The organism is Aliikangiella litoralis (assembly GCF_052495765.1).
The window spans coordinates 1,963,877-1,984,403 of sequence record NZ_CP199292.1; the positions used below are offsets into that span (position 1 = coordinate 1,963,877).

Sequence of the window (20,527 nt, forward strand, 5' to 3'; positions counted from 1 at the left end):
TTATCCCTCGCTCAGGTTAAGCAGAGCATTTTCCTATAGTGAGGTTATGACTCATAGAAATTTATAAGTATGTATTTCATCTTTAGCGAGCTAAAGCTATCTGCGACTTCTAGTACAAGCTTTTACCGGTGCAAATTTGTCAATTAATTTCGAGGCGGTTGGCCAAAAATTAGTGAGAAGCTTATTAGCCATTTCACGATTGAGATATTTGTTTTTAATGGTAACATTGACCATAAAACCCCCGGTTCCTTTTGCATCTCCGCCTCTAACGTTATTTAAAAAACATCCGCAAAAATCTTCTTTTGGGGCTCTAATGTTCCTAGCATTATTTATACAAGCATTCCAATATCGGCTTGATGCTAAGTTATAAGGGGGAGCTGAGTTCATTAATTTTTTAGCATTATTAACAAAAGCAAGGGTTTCAAGCCCATCACAAGTATGTTTATTAACAAGTGTCGATACATCCATAAATGTTTTATATTCAACCTCATCTTTATAATCATTATTGGGGTGGAGCCTTTGCCGAGCAAAAACAGTTGCTTCTCTTAAAAATAGTGCTTTGGTACTTCTCTCTATATATTGGTTATAGCCTTTAGCGTTATTAACGCTGATTTTCTTTTGTATATTTTTAGCTTCACTTACCGAAATTAAATTTGGACAAAAATCACTCATATCTTTCATTAACCCTGCTACATATAGCATTTCAACGCTATACTCTATATTCGATGGTTCACCAGAAATAAGACTTTTAATGATGGCTGGAAACTTATATTGTGCTTTAAATATTCGCTCTTCATTTGCCTGCATCTTTTTCAGGTTGTATCGATAGTTTTGAACAAAGTCAATTGCTGGACGAAAACCAGAGTCGGCAGATTGATCAAATGTACCTATTGCTTTATCAATACCGCCATTAAACCCGCCAACATTCTCTTTTTGCATTAGAGCAAGGTAGTACATAGCTGGTGCATAGTTTTCCTTAGCGGCAGTTTCGAGATATGTTCGAGCTTCATCGTAAACTTGCGAAAGAAACAAAATGCGTCCTAATTGAAATGAAAAACGAATATTATTTGGGATGCTTTCTAGATCAGATAAGCAAGCATCTAAGGCCGTGTCAATATTGTCAGATAATCGATTATCTGTTTGACCGGTTATGTAGTACGGCTTTCTTTTATCTTGCGGGTGGGCGGCATAAGTATCACATGAATAGATTAATGTATTTGCATTGTCATTTAAGAAGTCGGCCAAATCTTTCTCATATTGTTTATAATTATTTCTAATGGTTTTTATTGGAGTGTTGAATATAATTTGAGAATCATATGATAGTTGCTCCATTTGGCTATTAATATTATTGCTGTCAAAAACGTAACGCTCATTATTTTTGTTAAAACTGGCTAATAAAGACTTCCACTCTAACTCTAAGGCATCATTTAGTTGTTTTTTATGATCTTTGTGTATGAGTTCAGGAATTACTTCAGCTCGAACTTTATTTCGATGAATGGAGTATTTTTTTAGTTCTAAATAACTTGAGCCATAACCAGAAAGTTTGCTAATTTGATTTTTTACGATTGCTTTTGAGTGTTCGTTTAGTAATAAGGCTTTGCGCTCTTTTACTAGGTGTTGAGTATTGCTGTCCTGGTTGTAATATCGGTTCTTTAAGGTCAGTTTATTAATTTTATTTTTTGCTTCTTTAATACCGATTAATGTTTTTGGGTATATTGAAGCATTAAATTTCAATAAGTCGTTTTTCAAAATAGCATATAACCTTTCTTTTTCATTGGTATGAAATAATGCTTGTTTTTCTTGATATATATTGTTTATCTGATGGCTCAGTTCGCTCAGTGCTGTATTGGATAATTCACTTAATGGAAAACTATAAGAACGAGATTGCTTTTTTAATTTTTCTAACTCGCTTATTGTTTCTTGAGTTGGCGGTGAAGATTTTAGAAAGCCAGGAATTGTATTTTTAAGGTGTTTGGCTGCTCTATAGGTGGCTAGAGGGTAAAAAAGTGATGCCCATCTGGCATTAATCGTTTTATTAAAAAAGCTGCGGTTTCCTTGATATTTTCCTACTGTGAGCATTGCTAAGCTTTGTGCTTTTTGAGCCGACTGTCGATATTTTTTCATGAGTTCGGGATTTTGATAAAGCATTTTGTAGCAACCGCCCGATAAAGCTTGATAGCCTTTAACATCATCCATTGTCCAGTTTTCGTAGCCCGTTCCAAAGTATTCTATAAATCTTTTTTCGTTTAAGATAATACCGTTTAAATGCCTTGCAGTTAAACTTGAGCTATTAAGCAAGTCGTAGAATTCTGTACAATCTGCTAGGGTTAATCGAGAGGAAAATATATTGGGTATTAGGGAGGGGCGATTATTTAAAGGCGCAGAAAAGTTGAGCTTGGGTTCTTGCCTTTTGTCGCTTTTTGGATATTTAGCAGCGATAAACCTTTTACATCTTTTATTAGGCTCATCAATATTTTCACCTTCGATGGTTAATTGATTATTGGTGATGAGCGCTTTTACATGAAGTTTTGTTACTTCTCTTCGTTTGGGTTGCTCAGAAACAAGAGTGAGATAATTGGAGTTTTTGTCATAAGACGCGGAAATTTCGACTTCTTCGCCCGCATGATACCCTACAGAATTATTCAGGAGGTAGACGGTGCCTTTAATGTGATTGCGGCCTTTCTTTTTTAAATCGATAAATCCTTTTTTAGCAATACAACCACCATAAAAAACCCAACTACCGGATAAATTAATTTTGGCATTGGGTTTGATGTAAGATGCGGGTGTTGTTAAATTATTGTTATGAGAGGGGCCGGGCGTTTTTGTCTTTTCTTCCAATACTCCTAAAGTGCCGCAACCAGAGGCAAATACTACTAGTATTGAAGTCGTAATCATTAAGAAACTTGTTTTAACGAAAGACATATCCTTTCTCTCCTAGCCAAACTGATATCACTTATTATGTATGGTAGATATAATGTCATAAGAAAAAAGAAAATTCACTATATTGTTATGCATACCTTCTAACGTGTACCTTCTTATTGACGTAAGACAGCGCTTTTGACTATTCGCTTTATTTTGTAGAAAGGTTGTTGATTTCAACCTTGGTTGGTATATAAAACATAGCATTGATATTGCTGAAGAATGAATTATTGAGCATGTAAAAATATCTATCATATGATTTCAATTAATATAGAGCAGGTCATTAGCACTAATCAATTAAGAGCGGGAGATTGTGGCGACTCGGATCTTTCTAGTTTGAATCGCTCTTAAAGGGAACTTATCTGGCTGAATAGCATCAGCCAGATATTGCGTTAATACTTTATGGCTTTTGCTAAACGATATAGTAGTGTTTCTGTATCATCCCAGCCCAAGCAAGCATCTGTAATGCTTTGCCCATAAGTTAGAGGTTGACCTTTAATAACATCTTGTCGGCCTTCTACCAAGTGGCTTTCAATCATTACGCCTGCAATATTTTTTTGTCCACTTTCTATCTGGCGGGCAACATCCTCACCGACTTCAATTTGTCGAGCAAACTGTTTAAGGCTGTTAGCATGACTAAAATCAATCATTAAACCTCGGTTAATTTTTGAGGCTTCAAGTTTACTGTTACAGTCTAAAATGCTTTCTGAATGATAGTTAGGGGTTTTTCCGCCACGTAAAATTAAGTGAGCATCATGATTACCTGAAGTTTTATAAATAGCGGTTGTTCCATCTAGTGTTGGGGAAAGAAAAATATGCTGATTGCTAGCTGATTTTATTGCATCAATTGCTATTTTTATATTGCCATCAGTGCCATTTTTAAAACCAACTGGACAAGAAAGTCCAGAAGCCATTTCGCGGTGTACTTGGCTTTCGGTGGTTCTTGCTCCAATGGCACCCCAACTGATTAAATCGGCGTAATATTGACCGGTTACAATATCAAGAAATTCTGTACCAGCAGGTATACCTAATTGATTAAGATCTAACAACAGTTGGCGAGCTAAACGTAGTCCTTTGCTAACTTGAAAACTTTCGTCTAGGTCGGGATCGTTAATTAGTCCTTTCCAGCCAACTGTAGTGCGTGGTTTTTCAAAATATACTCGCATAACAATTTCAAGTTTGTCACTTAGTTTCTCTCGTAAATGAAGCAGTTTTCGACCGTATTCTTTAGCCGCTTCTATATCATGAATAGAGCAAGGACCGACTACCACTAACAACCGTGGATCTTGTCCATGTAATATTTGGCCAATATTATTACGGGTTTTAGTAATCAGTTTGTTAATATGTTGAGTCGAAGGAAACTCGTCAATTACTTCTTGAGGAGTGACTATCTTCTGCGTTTCCAAAATTCTTCTGTCAGAAGTCTTGGCCATGTCTTTTCCTTATTACAATTTGTTATTATGTTGGTTTCTATATTAAAGACAAAACTTAACATGCAAAGGTGTTAAATAACAGGTCTTAATAATGATTTATAATAAAATAGCTATGATGACTTAAAAATATCAATTAGTGTTGCTCTTTGCTTTTATTGTTAACTGTTTGATTTTTGTGCAAACTGCTTGTTGATTTCTATTTGAGATGGTTGGCGTTATTAAGTACTGTTTAATACTAGCCTGTGTTGTGAATAAAAATAACGTCAGTTAAAGGTAATAGATAAGCCCATGAAACCTGATTTAGTTGAACGAGCAGTTAATGCAATTATGCAAGCCGATAGTCTTATTATTGGGGCAGGAGCCGGAATGGGAGTGGATTCTGGATTGCCTGATTTTCGTGGACAAACTGGTTTTTGGCAAGCTTATCCTGCTTTGGCTGAAGCTAAAATTGACTTTACAGAAATAGCCAACCCGATGGCGTTTTCAAATAACCCTAAAATGGCTTGGGGGTTTTATGGGCATCGTTTAAACCTTTATAGAAAAGTGAAACCCCACGAAGGGTTTCAAATTCTTAAACGTATTGGTGAGCGTTTAACTTGTGAGTACCAGGTTTTTACGAGTAATGTCGATGGCCATTTTGCTACGGCTGGATTTAATACTGAAAAAATTTATGAATGTCATGGTTCTATTCATTTTTTACAATGTAGTCAAGCCTGCCAGGATATTATTTGGTCTGCGGATAGTTTGCAGGTTCATACCGATGAGCAGCAGTGTTTGGCTATTTCTGAATTGCCTTTGTGTCCTAATTGTGGACAGGTTGCTCGCCCTAATATTCTGATGTTTGATGATTATTATTGGTTATCACAAAGAAATGATCAACAAAGAGAAAATTTGAAAAATCAATTGACTGTAATGAAGTCTCCTGTTGTTATTGAGTGTGGTGCTGGTACTGCAATTCCTACAGTGAGGTATTTTTGTGAAAGTCAAAAAGGAACTTTAATTCGAATTAACCCAAGAGAGTCTTTTGTTAGCAGGACTCAGGGTATTGAGCTTTCGTGTAGTGCCCTAGAAGGGTTAAAGGCAATAGAAAAGCGGCTTATTGAACTTAAGTTTTTTTGAATTAAAGCAAAAGGTCTTCTTTGATAGAATAAAAGTGATTGGCCGATTCGATTAAAGAAATCGCTGTTAATTCTGCAACACCATAAACACAGGTTTCAACCCCATAGTCGGTGGATACTTTTTTGAGTAATAAGTCGAAGTCGCCATCACCAGACAAAAGAACAATCTTATCGACTGACTGTGCTGCTTCTAAAACATCAATGGTAATACCTACATCCCAGTCACCTTTTGCTGAACCATCACTGCGCTGAATGAAAGGCTTTAGTTTGACATTAAAACCTATATGTCTTAAAGCACTTTGGAACTTTTGCTGTTGCTCATCATTACGATCAATTGCATAAGCTGAAGCGGTTACAATGTCATCTTGTTCGCTAATTCTTCGCCAAAATTCTCGATAATTAAATTGACGTCCATAAGCCTGACGAGTGGTGTAATAGATGTTTTGGACATCAACAAATAATGCGATTTTTTTCAAGTTATTAGCCTACGATAAAGATTTGCGCTGTTAGGAAAGGTGTGGTTGGATATAGCGAACATCTTAAACGATAATCATTGAAATAACAAAAGTCTCTATTGATTAGCTTGAATGAGGTGAACTGCTGAAAAATACAGCTACTGGGAGAATCGGTATATACTCTTTCATTTATTGACTTAAAGAATAAAAAGCAGTTTAAGCGGAGGATTTATGCAGAATGATGATATAACGAAAATAGAGAAAATATTGAGTTTTATTATTGAAGTTGAAAAACTAAAAGCGGTTCAACGAAATACCCGGCCTGTGGGACTAGAGCGAATGGAAAACTCTGCCGAGCATAGCTGGCATGTTTGTTTATCGGCCTTAATGTTACAAAGCTTTGCCGATGCTTCAGTGAATATAGAGCGTGTTATTAAAATGCTATTGATTCATGATTTAGGTGAAATAGATGTGGGTGACACTATCATTTATCAAAGTGAAACAGCAGAGAATAAAAACTTGGAAGCTAAAGGTGTGGAACGACTCTTATCGATGTTGCCTGATGGGGCTGGCGATAATTATTTGGCATTATGGCAAGAGTTTGAGGCAGGTAAAACTAATGACTCTATATATGCTAAAGCAATCGATAGAATCCCTCCGTTATTACATAATTTACATGGCGATTATCATTCATGGAGAAAACATAAGATATCTAAGGAGCAAGTGTTGAGTACTAATAGTCGAATAGGGCAAGCCAGTGAAAGCTTATGGTCACATTTAAAAAGTCAACTCGAAGAAGTCTTTGATAGCGGGGCCGTTCATCAATAAGAAAGCGTAATTAATAATATCTTACACTACTTTGAAGTAGTTGGTTGTTTATTAAAACTGGAATAGGGTAAGGTAGATATGATTAAAATTTTGTTACTCTAGTTGATAAACTTCGCGATAAGTTAACGCCTTTTTTAACAGTAAAACGTTAAAAATAGAACAAAGCGCATAATGAAAGGTTTAGTGTATGAAAACAAAATCTCAGCAAATGATTCAATTCTCATGTCTGTTAACTGCAGGCTTGTTAACAATGCCATTAATAGCAAGTGAACAAGATGCGGTCACTATTTATAGTAAAGCAAAACCTGGTTCAATTTCTCCTGATGTTTACCGTCCTGTACAGGGAAGAAGCACTTCGCGCTATACCATTCCTGGGTATGCAATAATAAAAAGCCAGCGAGAATATGCATTGAAAAAAGGTGTCAATCAACTTGAAGTGAGTGATGTGGCTGCTTTGTTGGATCCAACCACAGTTTCCTTTATTTCTAAAACCGATTCAAAGGCTACGGTATTAGAGCAGAATTATCAGTTTGACTTGGTGAGCCAAGAAAAGTTATTGCAGCGTTATTTAGGCAAAACCATTACGGTTGAGCAAGTTGTCGGCAGTAAAGTAAACACACTGAGCGGCGAGTTAATTAGTGCATCAGATGGTATTATCTTAAGAGATTCAAACGGCAGTATTCATAGCATGCGTAGTTATAGCAATCTTCGTTTTCCTGATTTACCAGGGGGGTTAAGAACCAAGCCTACGCTTATCTGGTCTTTGGATACCAAGAAAGGGGGAAAGCAAGATATCGAATTGAGTTATGAAACTCAGGGAATGACTTGGTGGGCTGATTACAATGTGATTTATCGTAATAATAAACGTTGCCGTATGGATTTATTTGGATGGGTCAGCATTATTAATCAGTCGGGTGCTAGTTTTAAGCAGGCAAAACTTAAACTGGTGGCGGGAGATGTTAATCGGGCTAAGCCAGAAAGAGATTATATGTACGATGGACCCATCATGGTACAAGAACGTGCACCACGAGGTAGTCATTTTGAGGAGAAATCATTTTTTGAATATCATTTGTACACGTTAGGCAGAGCTGCTGATATTCCGAATAATTCGACTAAGCAATTAGAGTTAATTCCTAAAATCAATGATGTTCAATGTAAAAAAGAATTGGTATTTGATGCAACTCAGCAATTTGGTCGTTATTCAGGCAGGAATACTGATCGTAATTATGGCAAAAATGCGAGTGGCGATGTTAATGTTTATTTGCGTTTTAAAAATAGTAAGAAAAATCATATGGGTATCCCTTTGCCTGCCGGCCGAATTAGAGTTAACCAAAGAGATAGTGATGGTAATCTTGAATTTATCGGAGAAGACATCATTGACCATACACCAAAAAATGAAGAGGTGTTAATTAAAATGGGCAATGCGTTTGATATTAAAGGTGAACGTAAGCAGGTAGACTACCGAGTTGATACTAAAAATAAAGAAATGTCAGAAAGTTTTGAAATTACGCTAAAGAATCATAAAGATACCGCTGCCAATGTTGTGATTCGTGAGTCACTTTATCGTTGGTCGAATTGGAAAGTTGTAAAAAAATCACATGACTATAGTAAGCAAGACGCCCGTCACATTCATTTTGATATGAAGGTACCTGCTAATGGAGAAGTTAAAGTTTCTTATACTGTTGATTACACATGGTAATGTGCTTTATTTGAAATAAGCTGAACTTCTAAAGTTTAGCAAGATGACCAGATTAAAGGCTGGTCATCTTGTTTATCATTGAGTTACTTAATCGGTTTACCCAACTTGTTCAAACCTGCCTTGGAAAAAGCGGAGCATATTCGGTTCATAAACAAACCGAAGTCCTTTGACTTGATCGGCATTTTTCATGACTTCAACGACGCTTTCTGCCGTGACATCCATATGCGCTTGTGTATAAACTCGACGTGGAATAGTTAGACGAACTAATTCGAGTTTTGGCATATGATCTTCGCCCGTTTCTTTGTTTCTACCGGCTGAAACAACACCCCGTTCCATTGCTCTTATTCCCGACTCAACATAGAGGGCAGCAGCAAGGGCTTGAGCTGGATATTGACTCTGCGGAATATTCGGTAGTATGGCTTTTGCATCAAGAAATATTGCATGCCCACCATAGGGCTTTACAATCGGTACACCTTCTGCTTCTAAACATTCACCTAAATAGGCTATTTGACCTATTCTAGCTGCCATATGATCATCTTGAACACTTTCTGTAATGCCAATTGCTAATGCTTCCATATCACGGCCAGCCATACCACCATAGGTGTGCAGTCCTTCATAAACAACAACTAACTCGCACGCTTTTTCATAAAGTGCTTCATCATTCATGGCAAGAAAACCACCAATATTGACCATTGCATCTTTTTTAGAGGACATAGTTGCAGCATCGGTTAATGAACAAATTTCGTGAACAATCTGCTTAACAGATTTATCTTGATAGCCTTCTTCTCTTTGTTGGATAAAATAAGCATTTTCCGCAACACGAGTCATATCATGTACCAATAGTATTTCATGCTTACTGCACCAGTTTTTTAATTCACGTAAATTTTCAAGTGAAATTGGTTGGCCGCCAGCCATATTGACGCAAGTTGCAATACAGACATAAGGAATTTTTTTTGCACCAACTTTTTCAACTAGTTGGTTTAATTTATTAAAGTCGACATTGCCTTTAAATGGATGGGGTGAAACCGGATCGTGAGCTTCATCAATAATGATATCAACAAAGGTTCCTCCTGCTAGTTCTTGGTGTAATCTTGTTGTCGTGAAATACATATTTCCTGGTACATAATCACCATCTTTAATTAATATTTGACTTAATATATTTTCAGCTCCACGTCCTTGATGAGTTGGTACGGTAAACTTATAACTATAATAATCTTCGATAGTATCTCTTAGGTGATAAAAATTGCGACTACCTGCATAAGCTTCATCACCCATCATTATTCCTGACCATTGACGATCACTCATTGCACCAACGCCTGAGTCGGTCAATAAATCAATATACACATCTTCTGATTTTAATAAGAAAGTATTAAAGCCTGCTTCTGCAATGGCTTTTTCGCGTTCTTCTTTGGTTGTCATCTTTAAAAGTTCAACCATTTTTATTTTGTAGGGTTCTGCCCAAGATCGTTTTTTCACGAACACACCTCATTATATTAAAATGAAAATAAGAGACGCTGTGATTATTGCTTGAGATCGTACAACACCACAGCGTTAACTGTGGCATTTCATCCCTAATTATTCGGAAAGAATAATGAGTGGCCAGCTTGCAGCTATTTATTGACTGCAAGCTCCAAAACTAACTATTTTAACGGTTATTCAAAATGATCTAGATCATTAAATTGTTATTTCTATGAAAATAAATAATCCATTTTATTAAAAAATATAACGCCATTGTAAAGAATAATGTCTACCAATGGGAGAGTAGACTCTCTGTTCATAATAAGGCCAGGTACCAAGTTCGCTACCATCTGATTGTTTAAGATAGCGGTTGTTCGGCGGCTGTTTGTCGAGCAAGTTATTTATTTTAAATGAAATGGAATGGTCGTTTATCTGATAACCGAGTTGATAGTTGAGTTGTGGATGACTTTTAATTTTGCTTTCTTCAGTACCGTGAGATGCGATATAAAATGCTGCAAGACTTTGATTAAAGTTTCCTTGTGACCATATGAGACTGGTGTTGATACGATCTTGCGGGTAAAGATATTCACCTGCGAAATCTTCAACTTGTTCAAGCGCTCCATCCTTTTGCTCTAATTTTAGTAAGTGACTAGCTTCTAGCCGCCACTCAAGAGATTTGTTGATATCCCACCGTAGAGTTAAGTCGATACCTTCGCTGGCCAGACTATCGATATTTAAAAAAGGAATGTCGACATTAGTGATATTGTTTTGATTATCATAAGTAATTAAATCGTCATAAACAAGATTACCATTTTCATTTTTAAAAGTAAGTATTGTATCAATTGATAGTCGACTAATCATATCTTCAATATCAATTGCCCAATAGTCTAAGGTCATCATCATATTTTCACTGAGATCTAAAGCGGTACCAATACTAATGTTTTCAGACGTTTCTGCTTTTAAATTTAAATTGCCAAAATTTTTAAATGGGTAGTTCACACCATCAAATTCGATAGAACCAACGACTTCACCAGAGTGTAGTTCAAATAAGTTTGGGGCTCTAAAACCTTCACCCCATGAAGCCCTAAAAAGCAAACTTTCTGTTGGTTTATAACTCATTGAAAGTTGTGGGTTAAGGCTAGAACCAAAATCATTATAATCATCGTAGCGGATAGATAAATTGATTTCTAAATCTTCAGTTGCAGGAATACTAAACTCACTAAAGAGGGCGTTTATTTGACGGTCTCCGTCAGCTGATGAGCTTCCAAGCCCAACCACATTACCGTCTAAGATTTCTTGAGAAAAAACATCTTCAATTGACTCTTTTCGATATTCTGCACCTAAAGCAAAGAAAATAGGATCTTTATCTAATAAATATATTTCACCAGAAAAGTTAAAGTTTAAAGCTGTTATTTTGCTTGTCCCATCGTGTTTAAACTCTTGTGTATAAGTATTAAATATTTCGTCTGTAAGAGGTTCAAACGGGTTAATGTCACCATTATTAATTGTTTGAATCAGAGCAGTTCGCTGGTCAAATGTCATCCAGCCATTTTCAAATGTTTCTTTAACTTTTGTTAAACCATGATTTAAAGAAATATCATAATCATAAACATCAATTAAACCACTGAAGCCAACTTTTATACGGTAGTTCTGAGCAAAAGTATTGATATTTCTTAATCCTTTTTCCGTAAAACCGCGTTGTAAATACAAAGATTCGCCTGTTTCTAAAGGGTAATATGGTGAATCATTATCTATTTGAAAAAAGTCACCGACTAAACCAAAATTAACATCTGAATCAGTATTTGTTTGATTGGTGGAAAAGCTGCTATAAAACTGATCATCTCCGAAATATTGCTGCCACTTTAAAGATAAAGAAATTCTTTGATTATCTGGAATTAAATGACGTCGTTTAGCCCAGTTATTAATGCAATACTGGCCACTATTTTCAGTGTTTTCTGTTTGTATTAAGTTAACATCAAGTAAGTTTTCTGGGGAGCAAGTTGGTGAAGGCATTAGTGTATACCCTGCATTTGCTGTATTAGGAAGCCAATAAGTACCGGGGTAGCTGTATAAATCAACCTCATCAGCTTCTAAGTTGGAGGAAATCGAAATATCTTCGCCTAGCAGACCTTTTGTATTTTGAAGTTCTGCTATAGCGATAAACTCAGATTCTTCAGAAGAAAAACCATCAATGTAAGATATTGTTTGATTATTGTAGTGTCCTTTTTCAACTTGAGATGCTTTAATTGAAATTTCTCTCTGTATGAATTCTTTTTTAGTGATAACATTAACAACTCCTCCTATCGCATCAGAACCATAAACCGCAGAAGCACCATTTTTAAGAATTTCTACTCGGCTTATTTCTGTGAGAGGTATCATATTAAGATCGATAAATGCAACACTGCCTTCGGCACCAAAAGGATAACTAGGTAGTCGTTTACCATCTACTAAAACCAATGTTCTATCGGTTCTTAAACCTCGTAAATTAAACCCTGATGTTCCCGGTGAAAAACCATTCGTATTTTGGTTGTTAATAAAATCACCATTGCCTAACTCCGTCATTTGCAAAAGCTCTCCAAGATTAGTCGCACTAGAGCGACCAATATCCTCTTCTGTTAATATTGATAATGGTGCTGTTGGCTCTAAAGCAATTCTTTTTATGTGAGAACCTGTGATGATAATACGATCTTTATTGTCATCTTTTGTTTCATTAAGAGCATATAGGTTATGACTGGCTATGCAAGAGGCAACTGCTATAACTGCTGATTGAAACTTATGCATTGATAAATTCTCCGAAGTTAGTTGATTTAATAAGGCTTTCTGCTTAATACCATTGGTCTTTTATGATTTATGCAATAGCTCACCCGCCAATCTTGAATAGTTAAGAGAGCGTATGGCTTTTAAATAAATTAAAAATGATTGTTTTCTAAATGGAAGGTCGTTATTGCAAAACAAAAAGTCTTTTTAAATGACAAAACATAAAGACTGTTCGTGTAGGCTTTCACCAGAGACTACTTTAGAAAAAAACGATATTTTACATTAGGTTTTTATTAATAAATAAAAGCTAATGTTAATACTTTCTAAAATTTTCCATAAAGTAAAATTAGCTAATGGAAAGCAAAATATAAACTCACCTTAATATGATTGACTTTAAGGCGGCTATTTTATGGTGTGGCAATGAATAGTCAATAGTGTTTTTGTTAGTTATGTCGCAAGAGTGATGAGGTTAACAAAAAAACAATTTATTATCGTTTTACTAGCATTTTATTCTTAAAATGTGACTTTTGAAAAACAACTGTATTAATTGGTGTGTTATTTATGCTAACCCGACTTTTTTGAAACATTAGAAAAGTATTCGCTCTTTTAAATATTAATGCCAAGTTGATATTTTCTTTTCTATTTGATAAGTAAATAGAAAAGTTTAATAAATACTAGAATTTATGTATAAGAATATTCTCAGTGTGCATTGACACTGAGAATATTTAGTTACTTGTTATGGCAAGTGATGTATATCAAACTCATTTCTTACACCATTGCAGTCTGTTGCAATAGCATAAACTGGAGCACCGTTCGAATTAAGTATCCAATCAGCCTTCATTTTTGAGCCGTCTGGACAAGTATCTCCGATGGTTTTTGCTTTATAACGACCAGCTGCAATTCCGGCAGGCTTATTTTTATTCCAGTAAAGTTTCATTTCAAGTCTTGGAGGAATATCTATGATTAGATCTTCATAAACGTAGACTCTATGCCATGATGAAGTGTAAGTTCCACAGGTTGATGGTGTTGCACATTTTAATGCGATTATATCTGTATATTTTAAAACTTCATTTGATGATGTACTACTCTGTATGTTGCTATCATTACTTCCAAAAAGAGCTTTTTCCTCTGCGTTAACTGAGTAGCTAATGCTTAAAATGCTAACCGTTGATGCGAGCAATAACTTTTTTAAAAACATATCTATTTTCCTTTGTTAGTTAAATGTTCTATAAAAATATAATTTACTGATGCTTGCAAGCAGGAGTGATCTTATTTCCAAAAAAAACAAATTAATATATGAAAAAAATAATTCATTATAAATTCAATTTATTTGTGTGATAAAAAAATGCTTTTATCTCGCAGAGTGAAAATTTGAAAGAAGCTTATTTTGCTTGGAGATTGTTTTTGTTGGTATGAAGTGTCATGGGTGTTTTGTGGTGTTTCCTATTGAAGTGAACTTTATATTTTTATGTAAAAGTAATTGGATGCAAAAACATTTAATCTTGCTTGTTATTTTGGTTGCTTTGGTTAAGTTTTTTTAGCCACTTTTTTTTGTCATTTTCTTCTATCTTTTTACGTAACATGTTCATTCGGTTTTTTCTGGCTTTTTGATCTGCCTGATAGCTTTGTATAAATGCAATTAATCCTAAAACCATGACAAAAATGACTAACCAGAAAAACATTGATAATTACCTATAATCAGAGAGTGAAAATGCCGAAAAACACAATACGCCATTATTAATAGAATAAATTAAAACTTATGGGTAAGGCAACTTTTAGTTAGTGGCGAGATTCAATTTTGAGAGTTTATTCGGCTGTAAAAATTAAATGTTTCATATATCTCATATTGATTATAATGTAAGTATATCGCTAAATTTTTAGAAATAGTTGAGTATATTGACTAATATATGGGTATTAAACAAATGAAATAGAGGTTTTTATGCTTAAAAAATTAATTTCTCTAACGTTACTATGTAGCTCAGCGACTTGTATAAGTGGTGAGCTTATTAAAGGTGCAACTGTTTTAGAAGTTGCTTCAAATGGCTCAAATGCTAAAAACTTTGCGGTTTTAATTGAAGGTGGCACTGGAGCTTGCGCATCAACACTACCTAAGTGGATTTATTTTCCTCAAAAAAAAGCACCATCATTAGAATCTTACAATCAGTCTTTTACTTTAGCGTTGTCGGCATTAAACTCTGATAAAAAAGTTAGAATTCATAACTATAAAGACAACTCATGCTCTGGTGCTGATTATATTTCAGTAAGTCGTTAGTTGTTAATTGTAGATGAAAATATGAGTGAGTTAAGTTGCGTTAGTTCACTCTTAGAGTGTGATTTATTCAGTTATATGGCTAAAAAAATAAAGTTTTAATGCTTAAATACTTTTTATTTTTTGATATGTTTTTTTAGTCTTACTAAATACAGGATAAGCTACTGATAATTCTTTCTCATTTTTACTTTACTCGGTATTATTTTGTTAATAATAGGATGAAAATGATGAATTATCATGAGTTCTCATAAAGTTAACTTAATTAAACTGGTGTTGATAACGGCTCTTGCTCTAGTCGCTTTTGCCGCTAACTCTATATTATGTCGCTTAGCATTAGGCGCTAATAATATTGATCCGGCTAGTTTTACAGTTATTCGTTTGTTAGCTGGAACTTTTATCTTAATGCTAATTGTTTCTGTTAAATATTATGGAAAATATTCTTCCAAAGGAAGTTGGTCTTCTGGTTTTATGCTATTCATTTATGCCGTTTGCTTTTCTTTTGCCTATGTGACTTTAGATACAGCAACAGGCGCACTCATTTTGTTTGCAACAGTTCAAATAACAATGATTTTATTTTCTTTGTTTTCGGGGAATCGTTTACTACTGAGTGAGTGGTGTGGTGTTTTACTTGCTTTTATTGGTTTTGTCTATTTGTTTTTACCTGAAATTAGAACACCTTCTGTTATAGGCTTTTTATTAATGTCAATTTCTGGTGTGGCTTGGGGTATTTATAGTATTAATGGTAAAAAGTCTCAGTTTCCATTAGCTGACACTGCTTATAATTTTTTTCGTACTATACCGTTGGTGATTATATTATCGTTTTTGTTTTTCAATCAAGCCCAGCTTTCGATTAATGGTGTTATTTATGCGGTATTATCTGGGGCTATTGCATCAGGTGTGGGTTATGCTATTTGGTATACTGCACTAATTGCTTTAACAACAACTCAGGCTGCTGTTGTTCAACTATTTGTGCCTGTGATTGCTGCTTTAGGCGGAGTTGTTTTTGTTGATGAAGATATTACATTACACTTACTGACTTCATCAACAATGATTTTAGGTGGAATTTTAACCGTTGTATTTGGGCGATACTTTTTTATAAAAAATAAAATACGATAACTACTGGCATCATTTTTATGTAAGCGGCTTTTCCCAGAACAACATTTGGTCGCTTTTTTCTTCTGGACTACTTCCTAAAAAACCAAATTTGGCATAAGCTTTTTTAGCAATTTTATTATTATTTAATACTTCTAGGGTTACTTTACAGCAACCTTTTTCTTTCGCTATATCCTCAACTTTTTGTAACAAAAGTGTCGCTATTTTTTGTCCTCTAAATTCAGGGGCAACGACTAAATCATGGATATTGATCAAGGGTTTTGATTTAAATGTTGAAAAGCCTTCAAAACAATTGGCTAACCCAGCCGGCTTTTTATTAACATAAGCGATTATACTAAATGCATAATTGAGCTTAGCAAGTTCAGAAGCTAAGTTGTATTTGACATCTTCACTGAGTGGTTTTGCACCTCCCATAGGATCAAGCGCATAAATATTTAAAAGTTCCACTAGAGCATTGGCTTGTTGTTGGTCGTGGTAGTCAACAATATGACAAGTTACAGTCATTGATTTCCTCAGTATTTTAAAAAGTGGTTGTTTAATGTTGGGCAGTGATCTTGATAGTGAAAGAGTCTAGCTAAAGATACAAAGAACTTTCTGTTATTTTACATGTATCTATAGGGAGATTTAATTTACACAAAATTGATATCAATAAGTTTAATTATTTGCTCAATTTTCGACAGAGAACAGATAAGTTTTGTTGTATTATGTCATTACCAATTTTTTGTAGCGTATGAGCCTAATATATTCGGTAGAAGGCTGTGAAAAGTCTGAAAGCGTCAAACGCTTAATCGTTGTTACTCAGATAGCATGAGGGAGTTATCATTGAATGAAAATTAGAGATTTAGCCGACTTGACTTTATTGGCGGCTTTATGGGGCGCATCATTCCTATTGATGAAGATATCCGCGCCAGAGTTTGGGGCTGTACCTATGATGACAGTAAGAATTGCCCTGGCTGGTCTTTTTCTATTGCCATTCGTTTTTTATAAAAAACAACAAGCTGTTTTGGTTAAAAATATTATACCGATAACAGTCGTCGGGGTTTTTAGTTCTGCAATTCCTTTTTCCTTGCTGGCTTACGCTACTTTATATTTGTCCGCAGGTTATACTTCAATATTAAATGCAACAACCCCAATGTTTGCGGCGCTTATTGCGTTTTTTTGGATGAAGTTACGTTTAACTGTGTCTGCTGTTATTGGTTTAGTTATTGGCTTTTTGGGCGTTGTTTTGCTCGTTTGGGAAAAACTAAGCTTAAACTATACGACAAGTGGTTTCGCTATTTTAGCTGGATTAGGCGCTGCTGCCTGCTATGGTGTTGCGGCTAATTACACTAAAAAGTCTTTAGCTGGCATTAGTGTGTTAGCCATCACTGGTGGCAGTTTACTATCCGCTGCAATTTTAATGTTACCGTTTGCCGTTTATTGGTGGCCAGAAAAAATACCTTCAATAAGGAGTTGGATGAATGTTGTTATTTTAGCCCTTGCTTGTACAGGATTTGCTCAGGTTCTCTATTTCAGGTTAATTGAGAGAGTTGGGCCTGCCAATGCAACAACAGTGACATTTTTAATACCTGTTTTTAGTTTAATTTGGGGATATTTATTTTTAAGTGAATTAGTATCATTTGAAACGCTGCTCGCTTGTTCAGTGATTTTATTGGGGACTGGTTTGACGACAGGATTGCTACTGCTACCTAAAAGACAAACTAAAGAAGCTTAGCTATTTAGCAAAGCTTTTTTAATTGTAAATGTTTTAGAATGAGTTTCCCGAAGGTTATTCAACACTTTTAACATTTATGTTTTCGTCTGTTAGTTGTAAACTGTAGTGAGTACTTGGTATTAATGTTAAGGAATTTAGAATGAACCGCTACTTAATCGTGTTGTTATTTGGTGTTTTAATTAATTCATTAAAGGCCCATGATCTATCAGCTACCTCACGTTATATCGGTAATGAAGGGGTATTGGTTGAAAGTGCTAATATGAAGGTGTTATTCGATCCTTTTTTTCATAATAACTTTAATATTTATACTTTAGTACCACCAAAAATTAGAGCTGATATCTTTAGTAATCAAGCCCCTTATAATAATATTGACGCTATTTTTATTAGTCATGCACACGAAGACCACTTTGATGCAAAAGATGTTCGAGATTATTTAATCGCTTATCCTAAGGTACGTTTATTTGCGCCACAACAAGCAATCAATTTACTAAAACCTTTATCGGGTTATGAAAAAATTAAGACTAGGTTAACCTCTGTTGGATTGCAAAATGGTGATAAAGCACTTGATTTTAAGAGTAATGGTTTATCGATTGATGCATTTAGAATACCCCATGCCGGTTGGCCGCAAAGGGCTGATGTCGAAAATATTGTATTTCGGGTGAGTCTTAATAATGAGGTAACAGCAATGCATTTAGGCGATGCCGATCCTAATAAAGTCCATTTTCAACCCTACAAACAATTATTAAATAGTAAACAAACGAATATTGCCTTTCCTCCTTATTGGTTTGCTTTTTCTGCTGAAGGACAAAATATTTTGCAAAAAATACTGAACGCAAAGCAAGTGGTAGGGGTCCATGTACCCAGTAAAGTTCCTGAAGCATTAAAGCTATCAAATTTCGATTATTTTTCCGAGCCTGGTGAAGAAAGGAAAATAAATACTGAGCATCTTCATAAGCACTGACAATTTTTACTCATAGATCTACTGGCCCTTAATGTAACTTTATTATTTCTTAAAACAATCAGTAAAAAGAGCTTTATCGGTTTTTTATTGTTATAGATTTAATATATCGATACCTTAGTTTTATTGTCTTTTATCTATCGTATAACTTGATGTAATCTGAATATCAACCGTCGAGCTTGTCCTTATTCTCAGTGTCAAAAAGGGTAGGTGAGTAACGATTTTGCGGTTAACTATTTGAAAATTAAGGTTTTAAATTTAAACTCAAGTTTAGGAGCTAGAAGATGAAAAAGAATCAATTAACCGCTCAAAATGGTGCACCAATAGCGGATGATAATAATAGTGTTAGTGCAGGTAGTCGTGGACCACTAACTTTTGATAACCACTACTTGTTTGAGAAACTAGCCCACTTTAATCGAGAACGAATTCCAGAAAGGGTGGTACATGCCAGAGGTTCCGGTGCCTACGGGACTTTTACTTTATCAAAAAGTCTAAAAGAATATACGATAGCTGAGTTTTTACAAACCCAAGCTAAACAAACACCTGTCTTTGTGCGGTTTTCGACTGTTGGTGGTGGTCAGGACTCAAGTGATTATGCGCGAGATCCAAGAGGCTTTGCAGTTAAGTTTTATACAGAACAGGGAAACTTTGACCTGGTAGGAAATAATACCCCTGTCTTTTTTCTGAATGATCCAATTAAGTTTCCTGATTTTGTTCATTCTCAGAAAAAAGATCCCAGAACTAATTTACCAAACCCTGCTCGAATGTATGAGTTTTGGGCGAATCATCCGCAGTCTTTACATCAGATGACTATATTGATGTCTGATAGAGGGATCCCGTTAAGTTATCGTCATATGCATGGTTTTGGTTCTCATACTTTAAGTTTTTGGAATAACCAAGGTGAACGTTTCTGGATAAAATGGCACTTGAAATCTGCACAGGGAATAGCCACTTTAACTGATCAAGAAGCCTCACAGCTGCCACCATTTGGTGCTCAACAAGACTTAGTTGATTCAATTGATAAAGGTGATTTTCCAAAATGGGTAGTAAAGTTACAGATTATGCCTGAAGCCGATGCTAAAAATTACTCAATCAACCCATTCGATTTAACCAAAGTATGGCCACACAAAGATTACCCTTTGATTGAAATTGGTGAACTTGAGTTAAATAAAAATGTTGATAATTATTTTGCAGAAACAGAACAGGCTGCTTTTGCTCCAAGTAATTTAGTGCCTGGCATAGGCGCGTCTCCTGACAAAATGTTACAAGCCCGTCTATTGGCCTATCAAGATGCACATCGCTATCGTGTTGGTGCAAATGTTAACCAAATACCGGTTAATTCTCCACGTTGCCCAGTTAATCATTATCAGCGTGATGCGGTGTTTGCAGGTGGCTGTCCTATTGGGGGACACTCAGATGTTTCTCAAGCTCATAAGCAAACCAAAGGCGTTAATTTTTATCCAAATGATCAAGTCGAGCAAGGGGCCCCAGCTCCCAATTCGCAATTAGTTGCACCACCAATGCCACTTGAGCATGATGCTTGGGTTGGTCATCATGATCAATCTGGTGAAGATTATTATTCCCAAGCGGGGGCATTATTTGGTTTGATGAGTGATGAACAAAAACAACAGTTGGTTACGAATATTGCTGGTGGTTTGTCGCATGCTACACAATCAGTACAACAAAGAATGTTAGAGCAGTTGGCTAAAGCTGATAAGAATTATGCTGAAGGTGTTAAAAAGTTGCTGAGTTAATTGAAGAGTGGTTTCGAAAGGTAGCCAAATAATTTTATTTTTATTTGGCTAC

Annotated in this window: 16 protein-coding genes; 8 read left to right on the forward strand and 8 right to left on the reverse strand. The window is 35.3% G+C overall.

Annotated elements, in window-relative coordinates; genetic code table 11:
• Positions 1–96: 96 nt before the first annotated feature.
• Together ACT5E3_RS08185 and ACT5E3_RS08190 are read right to left on the reverse strand one after the other, a co-directional pair.
• A complete protein-coding gene (locus ACT5E3_RS08185) occupies positions 97–2,922 on the reverse strand; it encodes a hypothetical protein (protein WP_444997813.1) in 2,826 nt (941 codons plus the stop codon).
• 389 nt (positions 2,923–3,311) lie between these two features.
• Complete coding sequence (locus ACT5E3_RS08190) at positions 3,312–4,352, reverse strand: 3-deoxy-7-phosphoheptulonate synthase (RefSeq protein WP_444997814.1); 1,041 nt, start codon at positions 4,350–4,352, stop codon at positions 3,312–3,314.
• Positions 4,353–4,640: 288 nt separating this feature from the next.
• On the opposite strand from ACT5E3_RS08190, the gene ACT5E3_RS08195 reads away from it, so the two are divergent.
• On the forward strand, positions 4,641–5,471 hold the full coding sequence (locus ACT5E3_RS08195) for an SIR2 family NAD-dependent protein deacylase (protein ID WP_444997815.1): 831 nt from the start codon (positions 4,641–4,643) through the stop codon (positions 5,469–5,471).
• A gap of 1 nt (position 5,472) precedes the next feature.
• Here the strand turns inward: ACT5E3_RS08195 and ACT5E3_RS08200 are convergent, their stop codons facing one another.
• Positions 5,473–5,946, reverse strand: a complete 474-nt coding sequence (locus tag ACT5E3_RS08200) for an NYN domain-containing protein (RefSeq protein WP_444997816.1) — start codon at positions 5,944–5,946, stop codon at positions 5,473–5,475.
• A gap of 210 nt (positions 5,947–6,156) precedes the next feature.
• Here ACT5E3_RS08200 and ACT5E3_RS08205 point away from each other — a divergent pair, with 210 nt between their 5' ends.
• Positions 6,157–6,753, forward strand: coding sequence for an HD domain-containing protein (locus tag ACT5E3_RS08205; protein WP_444997817.1), 597 nt, complete (start codon positions 6,157–6,159; stop codon positions 6,751–6,753).
• 187 nt (positions 6,754–6,940) lie between these two features.
• On the forward strand, positions 6,941–8,452 hold the full coding sequence (locus ACT5E3_RS08210) for a DUF4139 domain-containing protein (RefSeq protein WP_444997818.1): 1,512 nt from the start codon (positions 6,941–6,943) through the stop codon (positions 8,450–8,452).
• Positions 8,453–8,548: 96 nt separating this feature from the next.
• Here ACT5E3_RS08210 and ACT5E3_RS08215 read toward each other — a convergent pair whose 3' ends face one another.
• The 4 genes from ACT5E3_RS08215 to ACT5E3_RS08230 all read right to left on the reverse strand — a co-directional run bounded on the left by ACT5E3_RS08215 (position 8,549) and on the right by ACT5E3_RS08230 (position 14,349).
• Positions 8,549–9,928, reverse strand: coding sequence for a tyrosine phenol-lyase (locus ACT5E3_RS08215; protein ID WP_444997819.1), 1,380 nt, complete (start codon positions 9,926–9,928; stop codon positions 8,549–8,551).
• A gap of 237 nt (positions 9,929–10,165) precedes the next feature.
• Positions 10,166–12,691: a TonB-dependent receptor plug domain-containing protein gene (locus ACT5E3_RS08220; RefSeq protein WP_444997820.1), complete on the reverse strand. Its 2,526-nt coding sequence runs from the start codon at positions 12,689–12,691 to the stop codon at positions 10,166–10,168.
• Positions 12,692–13,403: 712 nt separating this feature from the next.
• Complete coding sequence (locus tag ACT5E3_RS08225) at positions 13,404–13,865, reverse strand: hypothetical protein (protein ID WP_444997821.1); 462 nt, start codon at positions 13,863–13,865, stop codon at positions 13,404–13,406.
• A 298-nt stretch (positions 13,866–14,163) separates the two neighbouring features.
• Positions 14,164–14,349 (reverse strand): hypothetical protein, encoded by a 186-nt coding sequence (locus ACT5E3_RS08230; protein WP_444997822.1) that lies wholly within the window; start codon positions 14,347–14,349, stop codon positions 14,164–14,166.
• Between the two features lie 257 nt (positions 14,350–14,606).
• On the opposite strand from ACT5E3_RS08230, the gene ACT5E3_RS08235 reads away from it, so the two are divergent.
• Positions 14,607–14,939 carry a DUF5992 family protein gene (locus tag ACT5E3_RS08235; RefSeq protein WP_444997823.1) on the forward strand — a complete coding sequence of 111 codons (333 nt, stop codon included), beginning with the start codon at positions 14,607–14,609 and terminating at the stop codon, positions 14,937–14,939.
• 234 nt (positions 14,940–15,173) lie between these two features.
• A complete protein-coding gene (locus ACT5E3_RS08240) occupies positions 15,174–16,052 on the forward strand; it encodes a DMT family transporter (protein WP_444997824.1) in 879 nt (292 codons plus the stop codon).
• A 15-nt stretch (positions 16,053–16,067) separates the two neighbouring features.
• Here the strand turns inward: ACT5E3_RS08240 and ACT5E3_RS08245 are convergent, their stop codons facing one another.
• Positions 16,068–16,553 carry a GNAT family N-acetyltransferase gene (locus tag ACT5E3_RS08245; RefSeq protein ID WP_444997825.1) on the reverse strand — a complete coding sequence of 162 codons (486 nt, stop codon included), beginning with the start codon at positions 16,551–16,553 and terminating at the stop codon, positions 16,068–16,070.
• A 322-nt stretch (positions 16,554–16,875) separates the two neighbouring features.
• On the opposite strand from ACT5E3_RS08245, the gene ACT5E3_RS08250 reads away from it, so the two are divergent.
• The 3 genes from ACT5E3_RS08250 to ACT5E3_RS08260 all read left to right on the forward strand — a co-directional run bounded on the left by ACT5E3_RS08250 (position 16,876) and on the right by ACT5E3_RS08260 (position 20,475).
• Positions 16,876–17,763 carry a DMT family transporter gene (locus tag ACT5E3_RS08250; RefSeq protein ID WP_444997826.1) on the forward strand — a complete coding sequence of 296 codons (888 nt, stop codon included), beginning with the start codon at positions 16,876–16,878 and terminating at the stop codon, positions 17,761–17,763.
• A gap of 139 nt (positions 17,764–17,902) precedes the next feature.
• Positions 17,903–18,724: an MBL fold metallo-hydrolase gene (locus ACT5E3_RS08255; RefSeq protein ID WP_444997827.1), complete on the forward strand. Its 822-nt coding sequence runs from the start codon at positions 17,903–17,905 to the stop codon at positions 18,722–18,724.
• A gap of 281 nt (positions 18,725–19,005) precedes the next feature.
• Positions 19,006–20,475 (forward strand): catalase, encoded by a 1,470-nt coding sequence (locus ACT5E3_RS08260; RefSeq protein WP_444997828.1) that lies wholly within the window; start codon positions 19,006–19,008, stop codon positions 20,473–20,475.
• Positions 20,476–20,527 lie beyond the last annotated feature (52 nt).

Coding starts and splice junctions, on each gene's coding strand:
- ACT5E3_RS08260 (WP_444997828.1), top strand. CDS start 19,006: ATGAAAAAGAATCAATTAACCGCTCAAAATGGTGCACCAATAGCGGAT.
- ACT5E3_RS08250 (WP_444997826.1), top strand. CDS start 16,876: ATGAAAATTAGAGATTTAGCCGACTTGACTTTATTGGCGGCTTTATGG.
- ACT5E3_RS08235 (WP_444997823.1), top strand. CDS start 14,607: ATGCTTAAAAAATTAATTTCTCTAACGTTACTATGTAGCTCAGCGACT.
- ACT5E3_RS08220 (WP_444997820.1), bottom strand. CDS start 12,691: ATGCATAAGTTTCAATCAGCAGTTATAGCAGTTGCCTCTTGCATAGCC.
- ACT5E3_RS08195 (WP_444997815.1), top strand. CDS start 4,641: ATGAAACCTGATTTAGTTGAACGAGCAGTTAATGCAATTATGCAAGCC.
- ACT5E3_RS08245 (WP_444997825.1), bottom strand. CDS start 16,553: ATGACTGTAACTTGTCATATTGTTGACTACCACGACCAACAACAAGCC.
- ACT5E3_RS08230 (WP_444997822.1), bottom strand. CDS start 14,349: ATGTTTTTCTGGTTAGTCATTTTTGTCATGGTTTTAGGATTAATTGCA.
- ACT5E3_RS08210 (WP_444997818.1), top strand. CDS start 6,941: ATGAAAACAAAATCTCAGCAAATGATTCAATTCTCATGTCTGTTAACT.
- ACT5E3_RS08185 (WP_444997813.1), bottom strand. CDS start 2,922: ATGTCTTTCGTTAAAACAAGTTTCTTAATGATTACGACTTCAATACTA.
- ACT5E3_RS08190 (WP_444997814.1), bottom strand. CDS start 4,352: ATGGCCAAGACTTCTGACAGAAGAATTTTGGAAACGCAGAAGATAGTC.
- ACT5E3_RS08205 (WP_444997817.1), top strand. CDS start 6,157: ATGCAGAATGATGATATAACGAAAATAGAGAAAATATTGAGTTTTATT.
- ACT5E3_RS08225 (WP_444997821.1), bottom strand. CDS start 13,865: ATGTTTTTAAAAAAGTTATTGCTCGCATCAACGGTTAGCATTTTAAGC.
- ACT5E3_RS08255 (WP_444997827.1), top strand. CDS start 17,903: ATGAACCGCTACTTAATCGTGTTGTTATTTGGTGTTTTAATTAATTCA.
- ACT5E3_RS08240 (WP_444997824.1), top strand. CDS start 15,174: ATGAGTTCTCATAAAGTTAACTTAATTAAACTGGTGTTGATAACGGCT.